This window comes from Streptomyces sp. FXJ1.172 (genome assembly GCF_001636945.3).
Classification (GTDB): Bacteria; Actinomycetota; Actinomycetes; order Streptomycetales; family Streptomycetaceae; genus Streptomyces.
In genome coordinates, this window is sequence record NZ_CP119133.2 from 691,812 (window position 1) to 709,468 (window position 17,657).

At 70.2% G+C, this 17,657-nt stretch carries 12 protein-coding genes and 1 pseudogene; 6 read left to right on the forward strand and 7 right to left on the reverse strand.

Annotation, left to right across the window (positions count from 1 at the left end):
- Nucleotides 1-5 precede the first annotated feature (5 nt).
- The 4 genes and pseudogenes from kdpB (A6P39_RS03395) to A6P39_RS03410 all read right to left on the reverse strand — a co-directional run.
- The gene (gene kdpB / locus A6P39_RS03395; protein ID WP_067057370.1) at nucleotides 6-2,111 is read right to left on the reverse strand and encodes a potassium-transporting ATPase subunit KdpB; all 2,106 of its coding nucleotides are present in this window, start codon (nucleotides 2,109-2,111) and stop codon (nucleotides 6-8) included.
- A gap of 29 nt (nucleotides 2,112-2,140) precedes the next feature.
- The gene (gene kdpA / locus A6P39_RS03400; RefSeq protein WP_067057372.1) at nucleotides 2,141-3,805 is read right to left on the reverse strand and encodes a potassium-transporting ATPase subunit KdpA; all 1,665 of its coding nucleotides are present in this window, start codon (nucleotides 3,803-3,805) and stop codon (nucleotides 2,141-2,143) included.
- An 8-nt stretch (nucleotides 3,806-3,813) separates the two neighbouring features.
- A complete protein-coding gene (gene kdpF / locus A6P39_RS03405; RefSeq protein WP_067057375.1) occupies nucleotides 3,814-3,903 on the reverse strand; it encodes a K(+)-transporting ATPase subunit F in 90 nt (29 codons plus the stop codon).
- A gap of 257 nt (nucleotides 3,904-4,160) precedes the next feature.
- Nucleotides 4,161-4,944: pseudogene (locus A6P39_RS03410) on the reverse strand (amino acid permease); the annotation flags it as partial.
- On the opposite strand from A6P39_RS03410, the gene A6P39_RS03415 reads away from it, so the two are divergent.
- Nucleotides 4,859-5,071 carry a hypothetical protein gene (locus tag A6P39_RS03415; protein WP_079133878.1) on the forward strand — a complete coding sequence of 71 codons (213 nt, stop codon included), beginning with the start codon at nucleotides 4,859-4,861 and terminating at the stop codon, nucleotides 5,069-5,071. The pseudogene A6P39_RS03410 and the gene A6P39_RS03415 sit on opposite strands and share 86 nt — an antisense overlap.
- A gap of 110 nt (nucleotides 5,072-5,181) precedes the next feature.
- On the opposite strand, the gene A6P39_RS03420 is transcribed toward A6P39_RS03415, so the two are convergent.
- From A6P39_RS03420 to A6P39_RS03430, 3 genes are all read right to left on the reverse strand, one after another.
- Complete coding sequence (locus A6P39_RS03420; protein WP_067057506.1) at nucleotides 5,182-5,958, reverse strand: DUF4118 domain-containing protein; 777 nt, start codon at nucleotides 5,956-5,958, stop codon at nucleotides 5,182-5,184.
- Nucleotides 5,959-5,984: 26 nt separating this feature from the next.
- Nucleotides 5,985-8,483, reverse strand: a complete 2,499-nt coding sequence (locus A6P39_RS03425) for a sensor histidine kinase (protein ID WP_067057378.1) — start codon at nucleotides 8,481-8,483, stop codon at nucleotides 5,985-5,987.
- Between the two features lie 185 nt (nucleotides 8,484-8,668).
- Nucleotides 8,669-10,177 carry a hypothetical protein gene (locus tag A6P39_RS03430; RefSeq protein ID WP_067057380.1) on the reverse strand — a complete coding sequence of 503 codons (1,509 nt, stop codon included), beginning with the start codon at nucleotides 10,175-10,177 and terminating at the stop codon, nucleotides 8,669-8,671.
- Nucleotides 10,178-10,709: 532 nt separating this feature from the next.
- On the opposite strand from A6P39_RS03430, the gene kdpB (A6P39_RS03435) reads away from it, so the two are divergent.
- The 5 genes from kdpB (A6P39_RS03435) to A6P39_RS03455 all read left to right on the forward strand — a co-directional run bounded on the left by kdpB (A6P39_RS03435) (nucleotide 10,710) and on the right by A6P39_RS03455 (nucleotide 17,427).
- Nucleotides 10,710-12,863 (forward strand): potassium-transporting ATPase subunit KdpB, encoded by a 2,154-nt coding sequence (gene kdpB / locus A6P39_RS03435; RefSeq protein ID WP_067057383.1) that lies wholly within the window; start codon nucleotides 10,710-10,712, stop codon nucleotides 12,861-12,863.
- Nucleotides 12,864-13,247: 384 nt separating this feature from the next.
- Nucleotides 13,248-14,057, forward strand: coding sequence for an SDR family NAD(P)-dependent oxidoreductase (locus tag A6P39_RS03440; RefSeq protein WP_067057386.1), 810 nt, complete (start codon nucleotides 13,248-13,250; stop codon nucleotides 14,055-14,057).
- Nucleotides 14,058-14,252: 195 nt separating this feature from the next.
- Nucleotides 14,253-14,720 carry a hypothetical protein gene (locus A6P39_RS03445; RefSeq protein ID WP_067057390.1) on the forward strand — a complete coding sequence of 156 codons (468 nt, stop codon included), beginning with the start codon at nucleotides 14,253-14,255 and terminating at the stop codon, nucleotides 14,718-14,720.
- Nucleotides 14,721-14,835: 115 nt separating this feature from the next.
- On the forward strand, nucleotides 14,836-16,794 hold the full coding sequence (locus A6P39_RS03450) for an APC family permease (protein ID WP_067057393.1): 1,959 nt from the start codon (nucleotides 14,836-14,838) through the stop codon (nucleotides 16,792-16,794).
- A 114-nt stretch (nucleotides 16,795-16,908) separates the two neighbouring features.
- Complete coding sequence (locus tag A6P39_RS03455; protein ID WP_067057396.1) at nucleotides 16,909-17,427, forward strand: hypothetical protein; 519 nt, start codon at nucleotides 16,909-16,911, stop codon at nucleotides 17,425-17,427.
- Nucleotides 17,428-17,657: the final 230 nt, after the last annotated feature.

Sequence of the window (17,657 nt, forward strand, 5' to 3'; positions counted from 1 at the left end):
GGCGATCAGCCGATTCCGGGGATGAGGGAGATGAGCAGGTCGATGAGCTTGATGCCGATGAACGGCGCGATCAGGCCGCCGATGCCGTAGATCCCGAGGTTGCGGCGGAGCATCTTGTCGGCGCTCATCGGCCGGTAGCGCACGCCCTTCAGGGACAGCGGCACCAGCGCGATGATGATCAGCGCGTTGAAGATGACGGCCGACAGGATCGCGGAGTTCGGCGAGGCCAGGTGCATGATGTTCAGCTTGTCCAGGCCCGGGTAGACCGCCGCGAACAGCGCCGGGATGATCGCGAAGTACTTCGCGACGTCGTTGGCGATGGAGAACGTCGTCAACGCGCCCCGGGTGATGAGGAGTTGCTTGCCGATCTCGACGATCTCGATCAGCTTGGTCGGGTTGGAGTCGAGGTCGACCATGTTGCCGGCCTCCTTGGCGGCCGACGTACCGGTGTTCATCGCCACGCCGACGTCCGCCTGGGCGAGCGCGGGCGCGTCGTTCGTACCGTCACCCGTCATGGCGACGAGCTTGCCGCCGGCCTGCTCCCGCTTGATGAGGGCCATCTTGTCCTCGGGAGTGGCCTCGGCGAGGAAGTCGTCGACGCCCGCCTCCTCGGCGATCGCCTTCGCGGTCAGCGGGTTGTCACCCGTGATCATGACCGTCTTGATGCCCATGCGGCGCAGCTCCTCGAACCGCTCCCGCATGCCCTCCTTGACGACGTCCTTCAGGTGGATGACGCCCAGCACCCGGGCGCCCTGCTCGTCCTTGACCGCGACGAGCAGCGGGGTGCCGCCCGCCTCGGAGATCCGGTTGGCGATGGCGTCGGCGTCCTCGGCGACGGTGCCGCCCTGCTCCTCGACCCAGGCGATCACCGAGGCGGTGGCACCCTTGCGGATCTTGCGGCCGTCGACGTCCACGCCCGACATCCGGGTCTGGGCGGTGAACTCGATCCACTCCGCGCCGGTCAGCTCGCCCTGGTGCCGCTCGCGCAGCCCGTACTTCTCCTTGGCGAGGACGACGACGGAGCGGCCCTCGGGGGTCTCGTCGGCCAGCGAGGACAGCTGGGCCGCGTCCGCGACCTCGGCCTCGGTGGTGCCCCTGACCGGCGCGAACTCGGCGGCCTGCCGGTTGCCGAGGGTGATGGTGCCGGTCTTGTCCAGCAGCAGCGTGGAGACGTCACCGGCGGCCTCGACCGCGCGGCCCGACATCGCCAGCACGTTGCGCTGCACCAGCCGGTCCATACCGGCGATACCGATCGCGGACAGCAGCGCGCCGATCGTGGTGGGGATGAGGCAGACCAGCAGGGCGACCAGCACGACCATGGTCAGGTGGGTGCCCGCGTACGTGGCGAACGGCGGGAGCGTGGCGCAGGCCAGCAGGAAGACGATGGTCAGCGAGGCCAGCAGGATGTTCAGCGCGATCTCGTTCGGCGTCTTCTGCCGGGCGGCGCCCTCGACCAGGCTGATCATCCGGTCGATGAAGGTCTCGCCCGGCTTCGTCGTGATCTTGATGACGATCCGGTCGGACAGCACCTTCGTACCGCCCGTGACGGCGCACCGGTCACCGCCGGACTCGCGGATCACCGGAGCGGACTCACCGGTGATCGCCGACTCGTCCACCGAGGCGACGCCCTCGACGACGTCTCCGTCACCGGGGATGACGTCCCCGGCCTCGCAGACCACCAGGTCCCCGATGGTCAGCGCGGTGCCCGGAACCTCCTCCTCACCGGTGCCGTCCGCGAGCAGCCGGCGCGCGACGGTGTCGGACTTGGCCTTGCGCAGGGTGTCGGCCTGCGCCTTGCCACGGCCCTCGGCGACCGCCTCCGCCAGGTTGGCGAACAGCACGGTCAGCCACAGCCAGGCGCTGATGGTCCAGCCGAACCAGTCGCCCGGGTGCTGGAAGGAGAAGACCGTGGTCAGGATCGAGCCGACCCACACCACGAACATCACGGGCGACTTGACCATCACCCGCGGATCGAGCTTGCGGATCGCCTCCGGCAAGGACTTGACCAGTGCCTTGGGGTCGAAGAGGCCCGCGCCGACACGGCCCTCGGCGGGCTGGTGCCCGGTGGGGACGTCGCTGTGCGGCGCCCGGGTGGGAGTGGCTGTGGACATCGAGTCCTCTTGCTTGTCTATGCCAGTGGTCATGACGCCAGTCCCTCCGCGAGCGGACCCAGGGCCAGGGCCGGGAAGTAGGTCAGACCGGTGATGATCAGGATCGCGCCCACCAGCAGGCCGGTGAACAGCGGCTTCTCGGTGCGCAGGGTGCCCGCGGTGACCGGGACCGGCGTCTGCTCGGCGAGCGAGCCGGCCAGCGCCAGGACGAAGATCATGGGCAGGAAGCGGCCGAGGAGCATCGCGAGCCCGGTCATGGTGTTGTACCAGTCGGTGTTCGCGTTCAGGCCGGCGAAGGCCGAGCCGTTGTTGTTCGACGCCGAGGTGAACGCGTACAGCACCTCGGAGAACCCGTGCGCGCCGGAGTTCAGCATCGAGTGCGGCGGGGTCGGCAGCGCCATCGAGGCCGCCGTGAAGACCAGCACCAGGGCGGGGGTGATCAGGATGTAGCAGGCGGCGAGCTTCATCTCGCGGCCGCCGATCTTCTTGCCCAGGTACTCCGGGGTTCGGCCGACCATCAGACCCGCGATGAACACCGCGATCACGGCCATGATCAGCATGCCGTAGAGGCCGGAGCCGGTGCCGCCGGGCGCGATCTCGCCCAGCATCATGCTCAGCATGGTGATGCCGCCGCCGAGGCCGGTGAAGGAGGAGTGGAAGGAGTCCACCGCACCGGTCGAGGTGAGCGTGGTCGACACCGCGAAGATAGACGACGAGCCGACCCCGAAGCGGACCTCCTTGCCCTCCATCGCCCCGCCCGCGGCCTGCAGCGCCGCGCCGTGGTGCGCGAACTCGCTCCACATCATCAGGAGGACGAAGCCGAACCAGATGGTGAACATCGTGGCGAGGATCGCGTACCCCTGCTTCACGTTCCCGACCATCACACCGAACGTGCGGGTCAGCGAGAACGGGATCACCAGGAGCAGGAAGATCTCGAAGAGGTTCGTGAAGGGCGTCGGGTTCTCGAAGGGGTGGGCGGAGTTGGCGTTGAAGTAGCCGCCGCCGTTCGTCCCCAGCTCCTTGATGGCCTCCTGGGAGGCGACCGCGCCGCCGTTCCACTGCTGCGAGCCGCCCATGAACTGACCGACCTCGTGGATGCCGGAGAAGTTCTGGATCGCACCGCAGGCGACCAGGATCACCGCGGCGACGACCGACAGCGGCACCAGGATCCGCAGCGTGCCACGCACCAGGTCGGCCCAGAAGTTGCCCAGCTCACCGGTGCGCGAGCGCGCGAAACCGCGCACGAGCGCCACGGCGACGGCGATGCCCACGGCGGCGGAGACGAAGTTCTGCACGGCCAGACCGGCGGTCTGCACGACGTGCCCCATGGTCTGCTCGCCGTAGTACGACTGCCAGTTCGTGTTGGTCACGAAGGACACGGCCGTGTTGAACGACTGCGCCGGGTTGACCGACGAGAAGTGCAGCGAACCCGGCAGCACACCCTGCAGCCGCTGGAGCAGGTAGAGGAAGAGGACGCTGACCGCGGAGAAGGCGAGGATGCCGCGCAGATACGCGGGCCAGGTCATCTCGGCGTCGGGGTCGGCACCGATGGCCTTGTAGATCCACTTCTCGACGCGCAGGTGCGTGCGCGATTCGTAGACCCTGGCCATGTAGTTGCCGACGGGGACGTAGACGAGCGCCAGCGCGCCTATCAGGGCGAGCAACTGGAGCACGGCTGCGAGTACGGGACCCATGTCTGTTCTCAGAACCTCTCCGGGAAGATCAGGGCGAGGACGAGATAGCCCAGCAGGGCGACGGCCACGACCAGGCCGACAATGTTCTCGACGGTCACAGCTTCGTCACCCCCTTGGCGACGAGAGCCACCAGCGCGAAACCCGCGAGCACGGCGACGACGAAGGCCAGATCGGCCATCGTGAACTCCTGGAGTGAGGTTCGGTTGAAACGGACGCTTAGAGGAAAGCGCCTCTCTGGCCGGTTCTGGTCGCCCGTTGACGGCCCTCTTACGGCGGGCCCGGCACCTTTGACGGGACTCTTACGGCTCCTGACTCGTACCGGTCAGTAGGCGGTTGTGACAGTCGGTGACCTGGCTCACAGTCGGAAGCGCAGTCGGCAGATCACGGCGTCCGTCTCCCGGCGCACGGCGTGCGCGACGACGGCGCCCCGCTGGTTCTGCAGCAGCCGCTGCCACAACCGCTCCGGCTCGGCCTCCGGGATCAGCACCGTGACCCGGGTGGCCGGTTCTGCGGCGGTGACCTCACGGACGTAGGCGGCTATGGGACGGCCGAGACTGCGCCGCTCGCACGCCAGCCGCACCAGCTCCACACCCGGCTCCCACTCCGCCCAGGAACGCTCCAGGACGTGTAGCTGCGACCGGTCCTCGGGGTCCGGATAGCACACGGTCACCGCGCGGACCTCGTCCCCGAGGGAGGCAGCCGCGGTCAGCGCCTCCGAGGTCAGCAGGGACAGCGTGGACACCGGGACGACCACCAGCGACCGCTGGCGGTGCGGGACCTCCGGGACACGGCCGAGGCCGAGCCGCTCGCCGATCCTGCAGTAGGCGCGGTGCACGATCTCGAAAGCGGCCACCAGCAGCGGCAGAGCGATGACTATCAGCCAGGCGCCGTCCATGAATTTACTCGCGGTGACGACGACGGTCGCGACACCCGTGAGCACGGCCCCGAAGCCGTTCAGCAGCGCCTTCCCGCGCCAGCCGGGGCTCCGCTCGAGCCGCCAGTGCCGGACCATGCCCACCTGGGCGATCGTGAAGCCGACGAAGACGCGCGTAATTGTCACGGGCCATCAGCTTCAGCAGCACCGGCAGCCCGCCGAACGAGGTGTTCGCGGAGAGCGCCAGCAACAGCATCGTCGCGAACGAGGGCGCGCGGATGGCGGCGGACGACGGACTGCTGCTGTGCGGCCAGACCGCGCTGCGCCGCCTTTCGATCCGCATGGACCGCGAGACGGCACGGGCCGTGTTCAAGGCGTCCGGCCTGGACTAGGACGACTCAGTCCCTGCGGTTTGCCGTATGCGGCTGTCCGCCCGTCATGGGTCAGGCAATCCGGCGCGCCCGGCTTCATCGCCTCCGTACTGTTTCCGCGATGTCCGGCCTCATCCACCGCGTACTGGTCCCGCCGTGTCCAGTGCGGCACCCGTCTGGTCGGCCAGGGTGACGGCGACCAGCCGGGCCTGGAGCGGGGGCACCGGTCCCGGGCCGGGGGTAAGCATGAAGCGGCCGAGGTAGTGGCCGTTGCCGTACGCGCGCAGCTCGATCTCGCCCTCCGGCCACCCGTCGGTGTCCGGGTTCCAGGTGCGGCGGCCCACCGTCACGCCGCCGTCCTTCTCCAGACGCGGCGGGCGGCCCAGGAGCGCGCCGTACTCGAAGCGGCAGCCGCGCAGTCCGAGCAGGCCGGTCAGCTCGCCGCGGACGTGGTCAACCACGATGTCCGCCGAGTTGGCGGACTGCACGAGGTCGGCCGTCCGATGGATCCGCGCGAGGTGGTCCGCGTCGGTCACCGTCATGACCTCCAGCCGACGGGCCCAGGCCGCGAGCTGGGCGACGATCACGCCGACGACCAGCAACAGCACCGCCGTTTCGATATCCGCTGAGGCGGTGATGTCGAAGGTCTCGTACGGCCGGGTGAGGAAGAAGTCGAACCAGGCCGCCGCCGACAGTGCCGCGACCGCACCCGCCGTACGGCTGCCCAGGGCAGCCACGGCGACGACCAAGACGACGAGGACAAGGGCAGCGTTCGTGTGCGTGAGGCTCGTACGGAACGGGACGAGCGCCAGGGCCACGAGGAACGGGGCGGCCAGGCCGGCCGTCAGGGCGAGCCGGTCCCGGAGCGGCAAGGGCCGCGCAGACTGGCTTCCTCGCGTGCGGTGCATCTTCCAGGTGCCGGGCACAGTGCTCATCACGCACCTCCTACGCTCTGCTCGGTCGGTTCGGCACCCGCCGTCCGTGCCGCGAACGGCAGCGAGACGACCATGGTCAGGCCGCCGCCAGGGGTGTCCTCGGGGCTCAGGGTGCCGTTCATCGCCTCGGTCAGTCCCCGCGCGAGGGCCAGCCCAAGGCCGAGTCCTGTGGTGTTGTCGGTGTCGCCGAGTCGCTGGAAGGGCTCGAAGAGCCGCTCCCGGCCCTCGGGCGGAAGCCCCGGCCCCCGGTCCACCACCCGCAGCTCCACCCGGCCCGCCAGGGCACTGGCGGTGACCAGCACCCTCTTCCCGGGCGGGCTGTGGCGGGCGGCGTTGCCGACCAGGTTGGCGATCACCCGCTCCAGCAGCGGCGGGTCGGCCAGCACCGCCGGGATGTACTCCACGTCCGCCACCTCGACATCCGACACATCCGCCAGCGCCATCGGCAGCACCTCCTCCAAGGAGGTCTCTCGCAGGTTCAGCGTAAGGGCGCCGGCCTCCAGCCGACTGAGGTCGAGAAGGTTCTCCACCAGCCGGTTGAGCTTGGCCATGGACTCGTCGGCGGTGGCAAGAAGTTCCTCACGGTCCTCCAGGGAGAACTCGACGTCCCGGCTCCGCAGGGAGGTGACCGCGGCCCAGCCGGCGGCGAGCGGGGTGCGCAGGTCGTGGCCGACGGCCCGCAGCAGGGCCGTACGCAGCCGGTCGGCGGCCCTGACCGGCTCCACCTCAGCCGCCGCCTCAGCGAGGCGGGCCCGCTCCACCGCGGAGCCGACGTGCGCGGCGAACGCGGCCAGCACCCGCCGCTCGGAGGCGGAGAGGGTACGGCCGCGCAACACCAGGTACGCGCCGGGGCCCGCTGGTACGGCCATCACCCCGGCCGTCGCGTCCGGTGGCTCGTCCACCAGGTCCGCCGATTCCATGCCGAAGGTCTCGCGGGTCCGCTCCAGCAGGGCCGGGATGGTCGCTTCCCCGCGCACGATGCTGCCGGCCAGGGACGACATGGTCTCAGCCTCGGCGGTCGCCCGGGCGGAACGGCGGCCCAGGCGCAGGGAACGGTCGACGACCGCGGCGACAGTGGCCGCGACGACCGCGAACACCGCCAGGGCCAGCAATGCGTTCGGATCGTCCAGCGTGAAGGCGCCGATGGGCGGGATGAACCAGTAGTTGAGCAGCAGGGACGCCGTCACCGACGCGATCACCGCGGAAGCGACCCCGCCTATGCAGGCCACGCCTACCACGGCCAGCAGGAACAGCAGGGCCTCACTGGTCAGGTTCAGCGTGCCCCGCAATTGAGCCAGGACCGTGGTGAGGAGGACCGGCAGCACCAGTCCGGCCACCGGGCCCGCGATCAGCCGGGCCGTCGACAGCGTGCGACGGCGGGACGGCAGCAGGGTGCCGCGCCCGGCCCGCTCGTGGGTGACCCGGTGCACGTCGATGTCCCCGGACAACTCGGTCACTGTCTCCCCCGTGCCGGGCCCGGTCAGGAACCGCGCCAGGCGTCCCCGTCTGCTGGTGCCGAGCACCAGCTGGGTGGCGTTCTCGGCGCGCGCGAACTCGACGAGGGTGGTGGCCACGTCGTCGCCGACCACGGAGTGGTAGCTGCCGCCGAGGTCCTCCACCAGCCGGCGCTGCCGGGCCAGCGAGGCCGCCGAAACCCCACCGGCCAGGCCGTCGCTGCGGGCCACGTGCACGGCGAGCAGGTCTCCGCCCGCCGACCGGTCGGCGATGCGGGCGGCCCGCCGGACCAGGGTGTCCCCCTCCGGGCCACCGGTCAGGGCGACGACGACCCGCTCCCGGGTCTCCCACACCCCGCCGATGCCGTGCTGCGAGCGGTACTCCTGCAGGGCCTCGTCCACCCGGTCGGCCACCCACAGCAGCGCGAGCTGCCGCAAGGCGGTGAGGTTGCCGGGCCGGAAGTAGTTGGCGAGCGCGGCGTCGATCTTCTCGGGGGCGTAGATGTTGCCGTGTGCCATGCGGCGGCGCAGGCCCTCGGGAGGCATGTCCACCAGCTCGATCTGCCAGGCCCGCCGGACCACCTCGTCCGGCACGGTCTCGTGCTGCGGCACCCCGGTGATCTTCTCGACCACGTCGTTCAGGGACTCCAGATGCTGGATGTTCACCGCGGTGATCACGTCGATCCCGGAGTCGAGCAGGGCCTCGATGTCCTGCCAGCGCTTGGCGTTGCGGCCGTCGCCGGGGACGTTGCTGTGGGCGAACTCGTCCACGATCGCCACCTGCGGGCGGCGGCCCAGGACCGCGGCCAGGTCCATCTCCTGGAAGTCTCCGCCGCGGTAGGTGCAGGACGTGCGAGGGACGACCTCAAGGCCGTCGACCATCGCCTGCGTGTGCGGGCGCCCGTGGCACTCCACGAAGCCCACCACCACGTCCGCACCGCGGGCGGCGCGGCGCCGCCCCTCATCGAGCATCCGGTAGGTCTTGCCGACGCCCGGGGCCGCCCCGAGGTAGACCTTCAGCCGCCCGGGCCGTACGTCACTCATCGCCGTCGACGCGCTCCGCTCACTGATCCAACTCCCCTTCTCGGGAAAGTTCCTCCTCCAAGAAAGCCGCTTCACGGAGCGTTCGGCGTGAGTGTTAGCGATTTCTTGGCGGCGGTGCCGGGGACCTTGACACCGCCTTGACGTGCCCTGGCCCGATGGGGTGAGGGCAGCTGCCCTATGACAGCTCAGCGGAACTCGGCCAGCCGTGGCCGCAGCCCCAGCACGGCCAGGAGCCTCGCCGCGCCCAGCAGGCCGCCCGCCCAGAGCAGCAGGCCGTTCAGCGCTGAGCGGCCCCCGTCGACGGAGGACGTGAAGTGGGCCCGGTTGATGCCCGCCACCCGGTCCAGGGCAGCCATCCACGCGCCGAAGTGGGCGTTGGACGAGCCCGGCGCCCAGTCCATGCAGAACTCGACCGCCTCGCGCTCCTTGCCGGCCGCGAGCAGCGCGCGGATCTTCCGGTCGTCGCGCTGGTAGACGGCGTAGGTGTCCACCGTCTTCTCAGCGGCGGCCCGCTCGCCGGGGAAGGTGATGTTGTCCAGCTCGCGGCGGAACTCGCCGGTGAAGCGCAGGTCGTGGTGGTCGGCCCGGTACGCCCGCCAGGTGGTGGCCAGTTCGTCGTCGTACGTGGACAGCGTGGCGCCCTTCAGACCGTACAGCGCTTGGGACTTGGCGAGGAACGAGTCCTCGTACTGGATGCGGCGCTGCGGGTCGAGCAGGTAGCGGCTCTCGTCGGCGTTGGCGTCGTAGGCGATGGCGCGGGCGCGGGAGAGGGCGACGACGGAGTCGAAGGCGTCGTGCCTGGCCGCGCGCAGGTGATCGGCGGAGGCGGACAGCACCTTGGAGCCGAGTGCCACCGCGAGCAGGGTACAGACGGTGGCGGCCAGCACACCGGGGTTGAGGATGCGCCGGAAGCTGCGCGCGAGGTACCACTGCAGGACGCCGAGCACGGCCAGCAGCAGCACACCCAGGGCGAGCACGGCGGCGAGCTGCGCGGAGAGGGTGGAGCGCGCCGAGGAGTACTCGGCTTCGAAGGCCGCATCGTTGGAGGACACCAAACTGCTTGCAGCTGGCAGGAGTTGGGTGCGCAGCAGGTCCGTGGCGCGCCGGTAGTCGGCGAGGGCGGCCGGTTTGCCGCCGTGGTGGCCGTCGTTCTCCAGGGCCCGGCCGATCAGCTCCTGGTACTCGGCGAAGTCGTCTGTCAGCGACTCCACGGTCTTCTCGTCGGCCTTGCTGCCCTGCGCGGCGACGGCGAGGGCGCGCAGATCATGGCCGATCTCGCGTCGGGCGTCGCCGTAGAAGCCGACGGCCTTGGTGTACGGCGTCTGCAGCCGCCCCTTCCCCGCGTCGCCGTTCGACAGCAGGATATTGGCGGCCTGGGCGTCCATGTCGTTCATGGCCAGGTCGAGGTCGGCGGCGCTGGTGGTGCGGGGCGCGTCGCGGTCGGTCACGCTGCTCCAGGTGCCGAGGGCGGCGAGCCCGGCAACCAGCAGGAGTGTGGCGAGGCCGGCGGTGAGCAGGACCGTGGCCGCGCGCAGAAGGCGCAGCCGTGCGGGCACGGTGGCCCAGTAGCGGCGGCGCAGAGCGGCCCGCGCGGCCTCGGTCCGCTGCCACAGGCGCAGCCCCGGACCCGGTCCGGCCGTCCGCGAACCCCCTCGCTGGCCCGGTCCGGGGCTGCCCCCGGGCTGGACGACCACCTCTTTCCGTGGCGGTGCTCCTTGCTCGGTCCGAGGACCCTGCGCTGATCCGGCCGTGAGAGTCACGGTCCCTCCAACGTCACTGCCACGGACGGTCGCCCGTCCCCCGTTGGTGATCAGTCTGCGGCGGGATTCGGCCATCGACGGCTGACGTTGACGGGTCCCTGATGGTTTCTCGGCTTTGTTTGACGGCACTTTGACGGCGCCGCCGCACGGGCCGTATGAGTGCCGCAAATTCCTCGCCGAGCAGGGCGGTGGCGACGGGGAACGGGGCTAGATTCGCTGTCGGCCGCCGACGGGGGCCGCGGACGTCAGCGGCCGCCACGACTGAAGGAGTCCCCACTCCGAAGCGGCGCGAAGGCGGTCCGGTGCGTGTCCGAGGGGCAAGCACCCGCGCACGGCGTCTGTCGTCGTCCCATCGCCGGCGTCCGTGCGCCGCCGTGCGGTGCCGGGGCCTCGGCACCGCACGGTCCCATGGCCCCGTCCCCGCCGCCGCGTTGTCCCTGTCCCCCGTCGAGACACGAAGGTGTCCATGCTTCCCGCTGCCCCCGAGAAGGCCCCACCGTCACACCCCGAGCGCGGAGCCCGGACCGGACCGGCGCGAAGGCCGAGGCGGCGCGCCCCGAGCGGGCTGTTCGAGCCCGCCCAGCTCCTCCGTTCCTTCCCGGAGGCACTGCGCAAACTGCATCCGCGCGTCCTGGTGAAGAACCCGGTGCTGTTCGTCGTGTCCGTGGGCGCGGTCCTGACCACGCTGTCGGCGTTACTGCACCCGGCGGTCTTCACCTGGGTCATCAGTCTCTGGCTGTGGCTGACGGTCGTCTTCGCCAACCTGGCCGAGGCGGTCGCCGAGGGCCGTGGCAAGGCGCAGGCCGAGTCGCTGCGCAGGGCCCGAACGGACACGGTGGCGCTGCGGCTGGAGCACTGGAGCTACGGCACGAACCTCGCCGCCGCCCGCACCGAGGCCGTCGCCGCCACCGAACTGAAGCCGCTGGACGTCGTGGTGGTGGAGGCGGGCGAGATGATCCCGGCGGACGGCGATGTCATCGACGGGGTCGCCACCGTGGACGAGTCCGCTGTGACAGGTGAGTCGGCGCCTGTGATCCGGGACGCGGGCGGGGACCGCAGCGGGGTCACGGGCGGCACCACGGTCCTGTCCGACCGGATCGTCGTCCGGGTCAGCGCACGCCCCGGGCACAGCTTCCTGGACCGGATGATCGCGCTCGTGGAGGGCGCCTCCCGGCAGAAGACCCCGAACGAGATAGCGCTGAACATCCTGCTGGCCTCGCTCACGATCATCTTTCTGCTGGTCGTGGTGACCCTGCAGCCGATGGGCGAGTACGCGGGCGCCGCCCAGTCCACGACCGTGCTGGTCGCGCTCCTCGTCACGCTCATCCCTACCACCATCGGCGCCCTGCTGTCCGCGATCGGCATCGCCGGCATGGACCGGCTGGTCCAGCGCAACGTGCTCGCCATGTCCGGCCGTGCTGTGGAGGCGGCGGGCGACGTGAACACCCTGCTGCTCGACAAGACCGGCACCATCACCCTCGGCAACCGGGAAGCCGCCGCCTTCGTCCCACTGCCCGGCATCGATGAACGGCAACTCGCCGACGCGGCCCAGCTGTCGTCCCTGGCCGACGAGACACCGGAGGGCCGCTCCGTCGTCGTCCTCGCCAAGAACCGGTACGGGCTACGGGCGCCGGCGGACGGCGAGTTGGCGAACGCCCGCTGGGTCGCCTTCAGCGCGCAGACCCGGATGAGCGGGGTCGACCTGCGCTGGCCGAACGGCGCTGTGTGCGCCATCCGCAAGGGCGCCGCCCAGCAGGTGATCGAGTGGGTACAGATGTACGGCGGCCACGTGCCGTCCGAGGCTCGGCGGCACGCCGATGCCGTGGCCGCCTCCGGAGGAACACCGCTGCTGGTCGCAGTCCACGACTGGGACGGACCGCGAGTCCTCGGCCTGATCCATCTCAAGGACGTCGTCAAGGACGGCATCCGCGAACGCTTCGCAGAACTGCGCCGCATGGGCATCCGCACAGTGATGATCACCGGAGACAACCCACTGACCGCCAAGGCCATCGCCGAAGAGGCGGGCGTGGATGACTACTTGGCTGAGGCGACGCCCGAGGACAAGCTTGCGCTGATCAAACGTGAGCAGGAGGGCGGCAAGCTGGTCGCGATGACCGGCGACGGCACCAACGACGCGCCCGCGCTGGCACAGGCAGACGTCGGCGTGGCGATGAACACCGCTACGTCGGCCGCCAAGGAGGCCGGCAACATGGTCGACCTCGACTCCAACCCGACCAAGCTCATCGAGATTGTCGAGATCGGCAAGCAACTGCTCATCACTCGCGGCGCATTGACGACGTTCTCCATCACCAACGACGTCGCGAAGTACTTCGCGATCATCCCGGCGATGTTCGCGGGTACGTACCCGGGCCTGGGATCGCTGAACGTCATGGGCCTGCACAGCCCGACCTCCGCGATCACCTCCGCGATCATCTTCAACGCCCTGATCATCGTCGCCCTGATCCCGCTCGCCCTGCGCGGCGTGCGCTACACCCCTGCCTCGGCCCACGACCTGCTCCGCCGCAACCTGCTCCTCTACGGCCTCGGCGGCCTCGTACTGCCCTTCGTGGGCATCAAGCTGATCGACCTGCTGATCTCGGAGGTGCCCGGCCTTGGGTGAGCCGCCTCCGGTGTCCTGGCTCGCCCGTCAAGGTCCCGTATGCGCACGTCAGAGCCCCGTCAGAGAACGCGGTTCCGGCTTGCCCAGGATGTGCGGGACGGCTTCCATGGACCTCGTGAACAGCGCCTGGCTCCTCTTCGACCGGCCGCCGAGTCCCGCTCGGCCGTCGCGTCGCGAGCAGCGCTGACCGGAAGCGCCCGCGCCACGCCGGCATCGCGTCCCGCCGACGCCATGCCGCGCTGACGCCGCGTCCCGCCGACGCCGCTTGCCGTGACTCGAGGGGCGCCGTGACCGGCTCCGGCGCCCCTCGTTCCACCTTCCTCACCGCATGCCCACCGCCCTTCGCCGGGCGGCGTCGGCGTGCCCGCAACCCCGGATGGGATCATGTCCGACTCAGCTCTTTCCTCTCGTACCGTCCTGGTCACCGGCGCCACCTCCGGCATCGGGCACGAGACGGCCCGGCAGCTCGCCGAGCGTGGCGCCACCGTGCTGCTGCACGGCCGTACCGCCGAGGAGGCGCAGGCGGCGGCAGACCGCCTGGTCGCCACGTCAGGCATCCAGCCCGCCCAACTGCGGCCGTACGGAGCGGACTTCTCCCGATTGGAGGAGGTCGAGTCACTCGCCCGCACGGTGGTCGCCGAGCGCCCGCACCTCGACGTTCTCGTCAACAACGCCGGCATGGCCGCCCCGGAACGGCACACCGTCACCGCCGACGGCAACGAGATCGCCTTCCAGGTCAACTTCCTCGCCCACTACCTGCTGACCTGCCTGCTGGAGCCGTCGCTCACCAGCGAGCCGGGCGGACGGGTCGTCAACGTCTCCTCCTCCCTGCACCGGACCGGGTCGATCCAGTGGGCCGACCCCCATCGCGCCCGCCGCTATTCCCGCCTCGCCGCCTACGCCCAGTCCCAGCTGGCGCTGACCGTGTTCGCGGCCGACCCGCGCGTCACCGCTGTCTCCGTCCACCCGGGCGTCTGCGACACCGCCCTGCTGCCGCTCTACGCCTACGCGGGCGTCTCCGCCGCCGAGGGCGCCGCGCATGTGGTCCGACTGTGCGACCCGGCCGTCGAGGTCGTCAACGGTGCCTACTTCGACCGCGACGAGTGCGTCGAACCGGCCCCGGCCGCCACCGAGGGCCGCACGATCAACCGCCTCAACAAGCTGGCTGACCTGCTGGTCCGCCGCGCCGCCTGAAGAACGCTCAGCGTAGAGGGAATTGTCCATGTCCAAGCGCGCCCGCAAGAAGAAGACCCGCCGCACGAAGAAGGTCAACCACGGCCACAAGGCCGGCCAGAGCTGAACCAGCCACCAGCGAGGGGGGTGACCGGGAGCAGTGCCCCCTTGGCCGCCCACCCGGTCCCCGTCCCATCCCCTACCTGCGAGGCATTGATGATCCAGATATCGCCGCCGGACCCCAGGGCGCTCGCCCGCTGGATTCCGACCGGCTCACCCGGCTTCGCCACGATCGGCGAACACGTGCTGGCGACGGGCATCGGGCGCTGGTGGGGCGACCGGCCGGTGCAGCCGAGCGCGGTCGCCCACAAGTGCGCGGGCCACGCCGTGCTGCGGGGCACTCCTCAGGAGCTGACGCCGGACCTCCTCGCCCCGCCCGCCGGCAACCGGGTGCAGGCTCCGGCCCGCTTCCTGCCCGCCCTCGGGGCCGCCTTCGACCGGCTCACCCCGTGGGAGCGCATGATCCGCCCACTACGCCGTCGGCAACCCAGTGGGGAGCAGGCGCAACCTCAGCGCCTAACGTGCCCCCTCCCCTATAGGGCGAAGTCGCTCTCCGGGCAAGGGGCAGCCTCAGACCTTGATGTGCGGGCAGCGTTCACCCCACCGGTCTTAACGGAAGATTGACGCCCTCCGGCAAGATGATCCGTGGGCTCAGCTGTCACTCTCCGCTTACGCTGGTGCGGCCGTCCGTGTGATGGCCGAAACCCCACGCTGAGCCGCACATCAGGAGAGCGCGTCGATGGCCACCACCGAACACCCTCCCAGTACCAGCCGCCTGCGGACGTGGATGCTGGAGGGCCTGTCCGACATGGGCAAGAACGGCGGCCACCCGGGGCCCCACGCCCAACCCGAACGCCCCCACCAGGGGCAGCGCTGGTGGCGGGTGATGTGCCTGACGGGTGTCGACTACTTCTCCACCCTCGGCTACCAGCCGGGCATCGCGGCGCTCGCGGCCGGCCTGCTCGGGCCGATCGCGACCATCGTCCTCGTCATCGTCACCCTGGCCGGCGCGCTTCCCGTGTACCGCCGGGTCGCAGTGGAGAGCCCGCACGGCGAGGGATCGATCGCCATGCTGGAGCGGCTGCTGTCCTTCTGGCAGGGCAAACTCTTCGTGCTCACCCTGCTCGGCTTCGCGGCCACCGACTTCCTGATCACCATCACCCTCTCGGCCGCCGACGCCTCCACCCACCTGGTGGAGAACCCGCATCTGACGAACGCTTTGCACGGCCAGCAGATGCTGATCACCCTGATACTGGTGGCGCTGCTCGGCGCGGTCTTCCTCAAAGGCTTCCTGGAGGCGATCGGCGTCGCGACGGCACTGGTCGGCATCTACCTGGCCCTTAACGTCGTCGTGGTGATCGTCGGCCTGTACCACGTGATCACCGCAGGCCATGTGATCACCGACTGGTCCAGCGCGCTGACCGCGCAGCACGGCAACATCTTCGTCATGATCGGCCTGGCGCTGATCGTCTTCCCCAAACTCGCCCTCGGCCTGTCCGGCTTCGAGACCGGCGTCGCCGTCATGCCCCACGTCCAGGGCGACCCGGACGACACCGAGGAGAAGCCGACCGGCCGCATCCGGGACACCAAGAAGCTGCTCACCACGGCCGCGATCATCATGAGCGGCTTCCTGATCACGTCCAGCTTCATCACCACACTGCTCATCCCGGAGAACGACTTCAAGACCGGCGGCCCAGCCAACGGACGTGCCCTCGCCTACCTCGCGCACCAGTACCTGGGCGGCGCCTTCGGCACCGTCTACGACATCTCGACCATCGCCATCCTGTGGTTCGCCGGCGCCTCCGCGATGGCCGGCCTGCTGAACCTGATGCCGCGCTACCTGCCCCGCTACGGCATGGCCCCGCACTGGGCCCGCGCCGTGCGCCCCATGGTCATCGTCTTCACGCTCATCGCCTTCCTGGTCACCTGGCTGTTCGACGCCAACGTCGACGCGCAGGGCGGCGCCTACGCCACCGGCGTGCTGGTGCTGATCAGTTCCGCGGCGATCGCGGTGACGATCGCGGCGCGCAAGGCCGGGCAGCGCAACTGGACCATCGGCTTCGGCGTGATCTCCGTGGTGTTCCTCTACACCACGGTCGTGAACGTCATCGAGCGCCCGGACGGTGTGAAGATCGGCGCCTGCTTCATCGCCGGCATCATCCTCGTCTCGCTGCTGTCCCGCCTCGCCCGCGCCTTCGAACTGCGCGTGACCAGCGTGACGCTCGACCCCTTGGCAGAACGATTCATCCGCGACATGGCCAGCCGCAAGATGCGCTTCATCGCCAACGAGCCCGGGCACCGCGACAAGGCCCAGTACCGCGACAAGATCGAGCAGATCCGCGCCGACAACGACATGCCGGAACAGGAGGACTTCGTCTTCGTCGAGGTCACCGTCACCGACCCCTCCGAGTTCGAGGCGGGCCTGACCGTGCGCGGCGAGGTGCTGCACGGCCGCTACCGGGTACTGACCCTGGAGTCCGCCTCCATCCCCAACGCCCTGGCGGCCCTCCTCCTGCACGCCCGCGACATGACGGGCTGCACGCCGCACATCTACTTCGAATGGACCGAGGGCGGCCCCTTCGCCAACTTCCTGCGCTTCTTCCTCTTCGGCCAGGGCGAGGTTGCCCCGGTCACCCGAGAGGTCCTGCGCGAGGCGGAACCGAACCGCGCCCGACGCCCCCGCGTACACACCGGCTGAGAACGCGGCCAGTCCGCCGCCCGCGTTAGGAATCCGTCAGGATCCACCCGTTCGGCGCTAGGAGCCCGTAAGCAGCGGTCGTCGCACCCCGCACGGCCGCCTAGCGTCGGCGTCATGCGACGGAGCGGACCGCCAGGCTCGGCCGGCGACCGCCACTGGAGTGGCAGCGCTCGGCTCGCGCTGAGCTGCGCTCTGCTGTTCTGCGTCCTGAGCCTTCTCGTCGATTGGGACGCGGGAAGCCTGGACCCCCTGCGCGCCCTGCTCTGGATCACCCTCTCGGCTGCGGTGGGCACCGTCCTGCTTCCCCACCGGGTGAGCGCGGGGCCTGGCTGGCTCGCGGTCCGCACACCTTGGCGTCGGCACTTGGTCCGCACGGACGCACTGGCAGCCGTACGTCAGTACGACGGCCCCTCCTCACACCTTGTCCTACGCGACGTCTACGGCCACCGCCTGGAACTCGACCCACGCATCCTCACCGCCAATCCCCTGCTGTGGCACGAACTCGAAACAGGCGTCCACCGCTCACTGGAGCATGGCACGCTGCGTCAGGGGGCGGAGGTCCTCGAGCGGCTCGGCCACGACATCGACCAGGAGACGGTGCAGGCGGTGCTCCGGGCGTCGGGGCTTACTTGACCTCACGCGAGCGCAGGGCCCGGTCATGCCAGACCGTGCGGCGTCATACCCGCGGCGACAGGTAGCAAGGCCGTCCCAGTGGAGACTCCCGGTTGTTGCGACGACCACTGGAACGGAAGGGCACGGCATCGGTCGGGCCCAAGAGCATCACGCGGATCGGGACGAGGCAGGGGCCTCGGCCGGCCCCAGGACCACGAGCCACCGTGGAAGCCCACACGCAGACACCCTTG

Excerpts from the sequence above, each read along its gene's own strand:
- kdpB (WP_067057370.1), bottom strand. The coding sequence starts at position 2,111 with ATGTCCACAGCCACTCCCACCCGGGCGCCGCACAGCGACGTCCCCACC.
- kdpA (WP_067057372.1), bottom strand. The coding sequence starts at position 3,805 with ATGGGTCCCGTACTCGCAGCCGTGCTCCAGTTGCTCGCCCTGATAGGC.
- A6P39_RS03420 (WP_067057506.1), bottom strand. The coding sequence starts at position 5,958 with ATGCACCGCACGCGAGGAAGCCAGTCTGCGCGGCCCTTGCCGCTCCGG.
- A6P39_RS03425 (WP_067057378.1), bottom strand. The coding sequence starts at position 8,483 with ATGAGTGACGTACGGCCCGGGCGGCTGAAGGTCTACCTCGGGGCGGCC.
- kdpB (WP_067057383.1), top strand. The coding sequence starts at position 10,710 with ATGCTTCCCGCTGCCCCCGAGAAGGCCCCACCGTCACACCCCGAGCGC.
- A6P39_RS03440 (WP_067057386.1), top strand. The coding sequence starts at position 13,248 with ATGTCCGACTCAGCTCTTTCCTCTCGTACCGTCCTGGTCACCGGCGCC.
- A6P39_RS03445 (WP_067057390.1), top strand. The coding sequence starts at position 14,253 with ATGATCCAGATATCGCCGCCGGACCCCAGGGCGCTCGCCCGCTGGATT.
- A6P39_RS03450 (WP_067057393.1), top strand. The coding sequence starts at position 14,836 with ATGGCCACCACCGAACACCCTCCCAGTACCAGCCGCCTGCGGACGTGG.
- A6P39_RS03455 (WP_067057396.1), top strand. The coding sequence starts at position 16,909 with ATGCGACGGAGCGGACCGCCAGGCTCGGCCGGCGACCGCCACTGGAGT.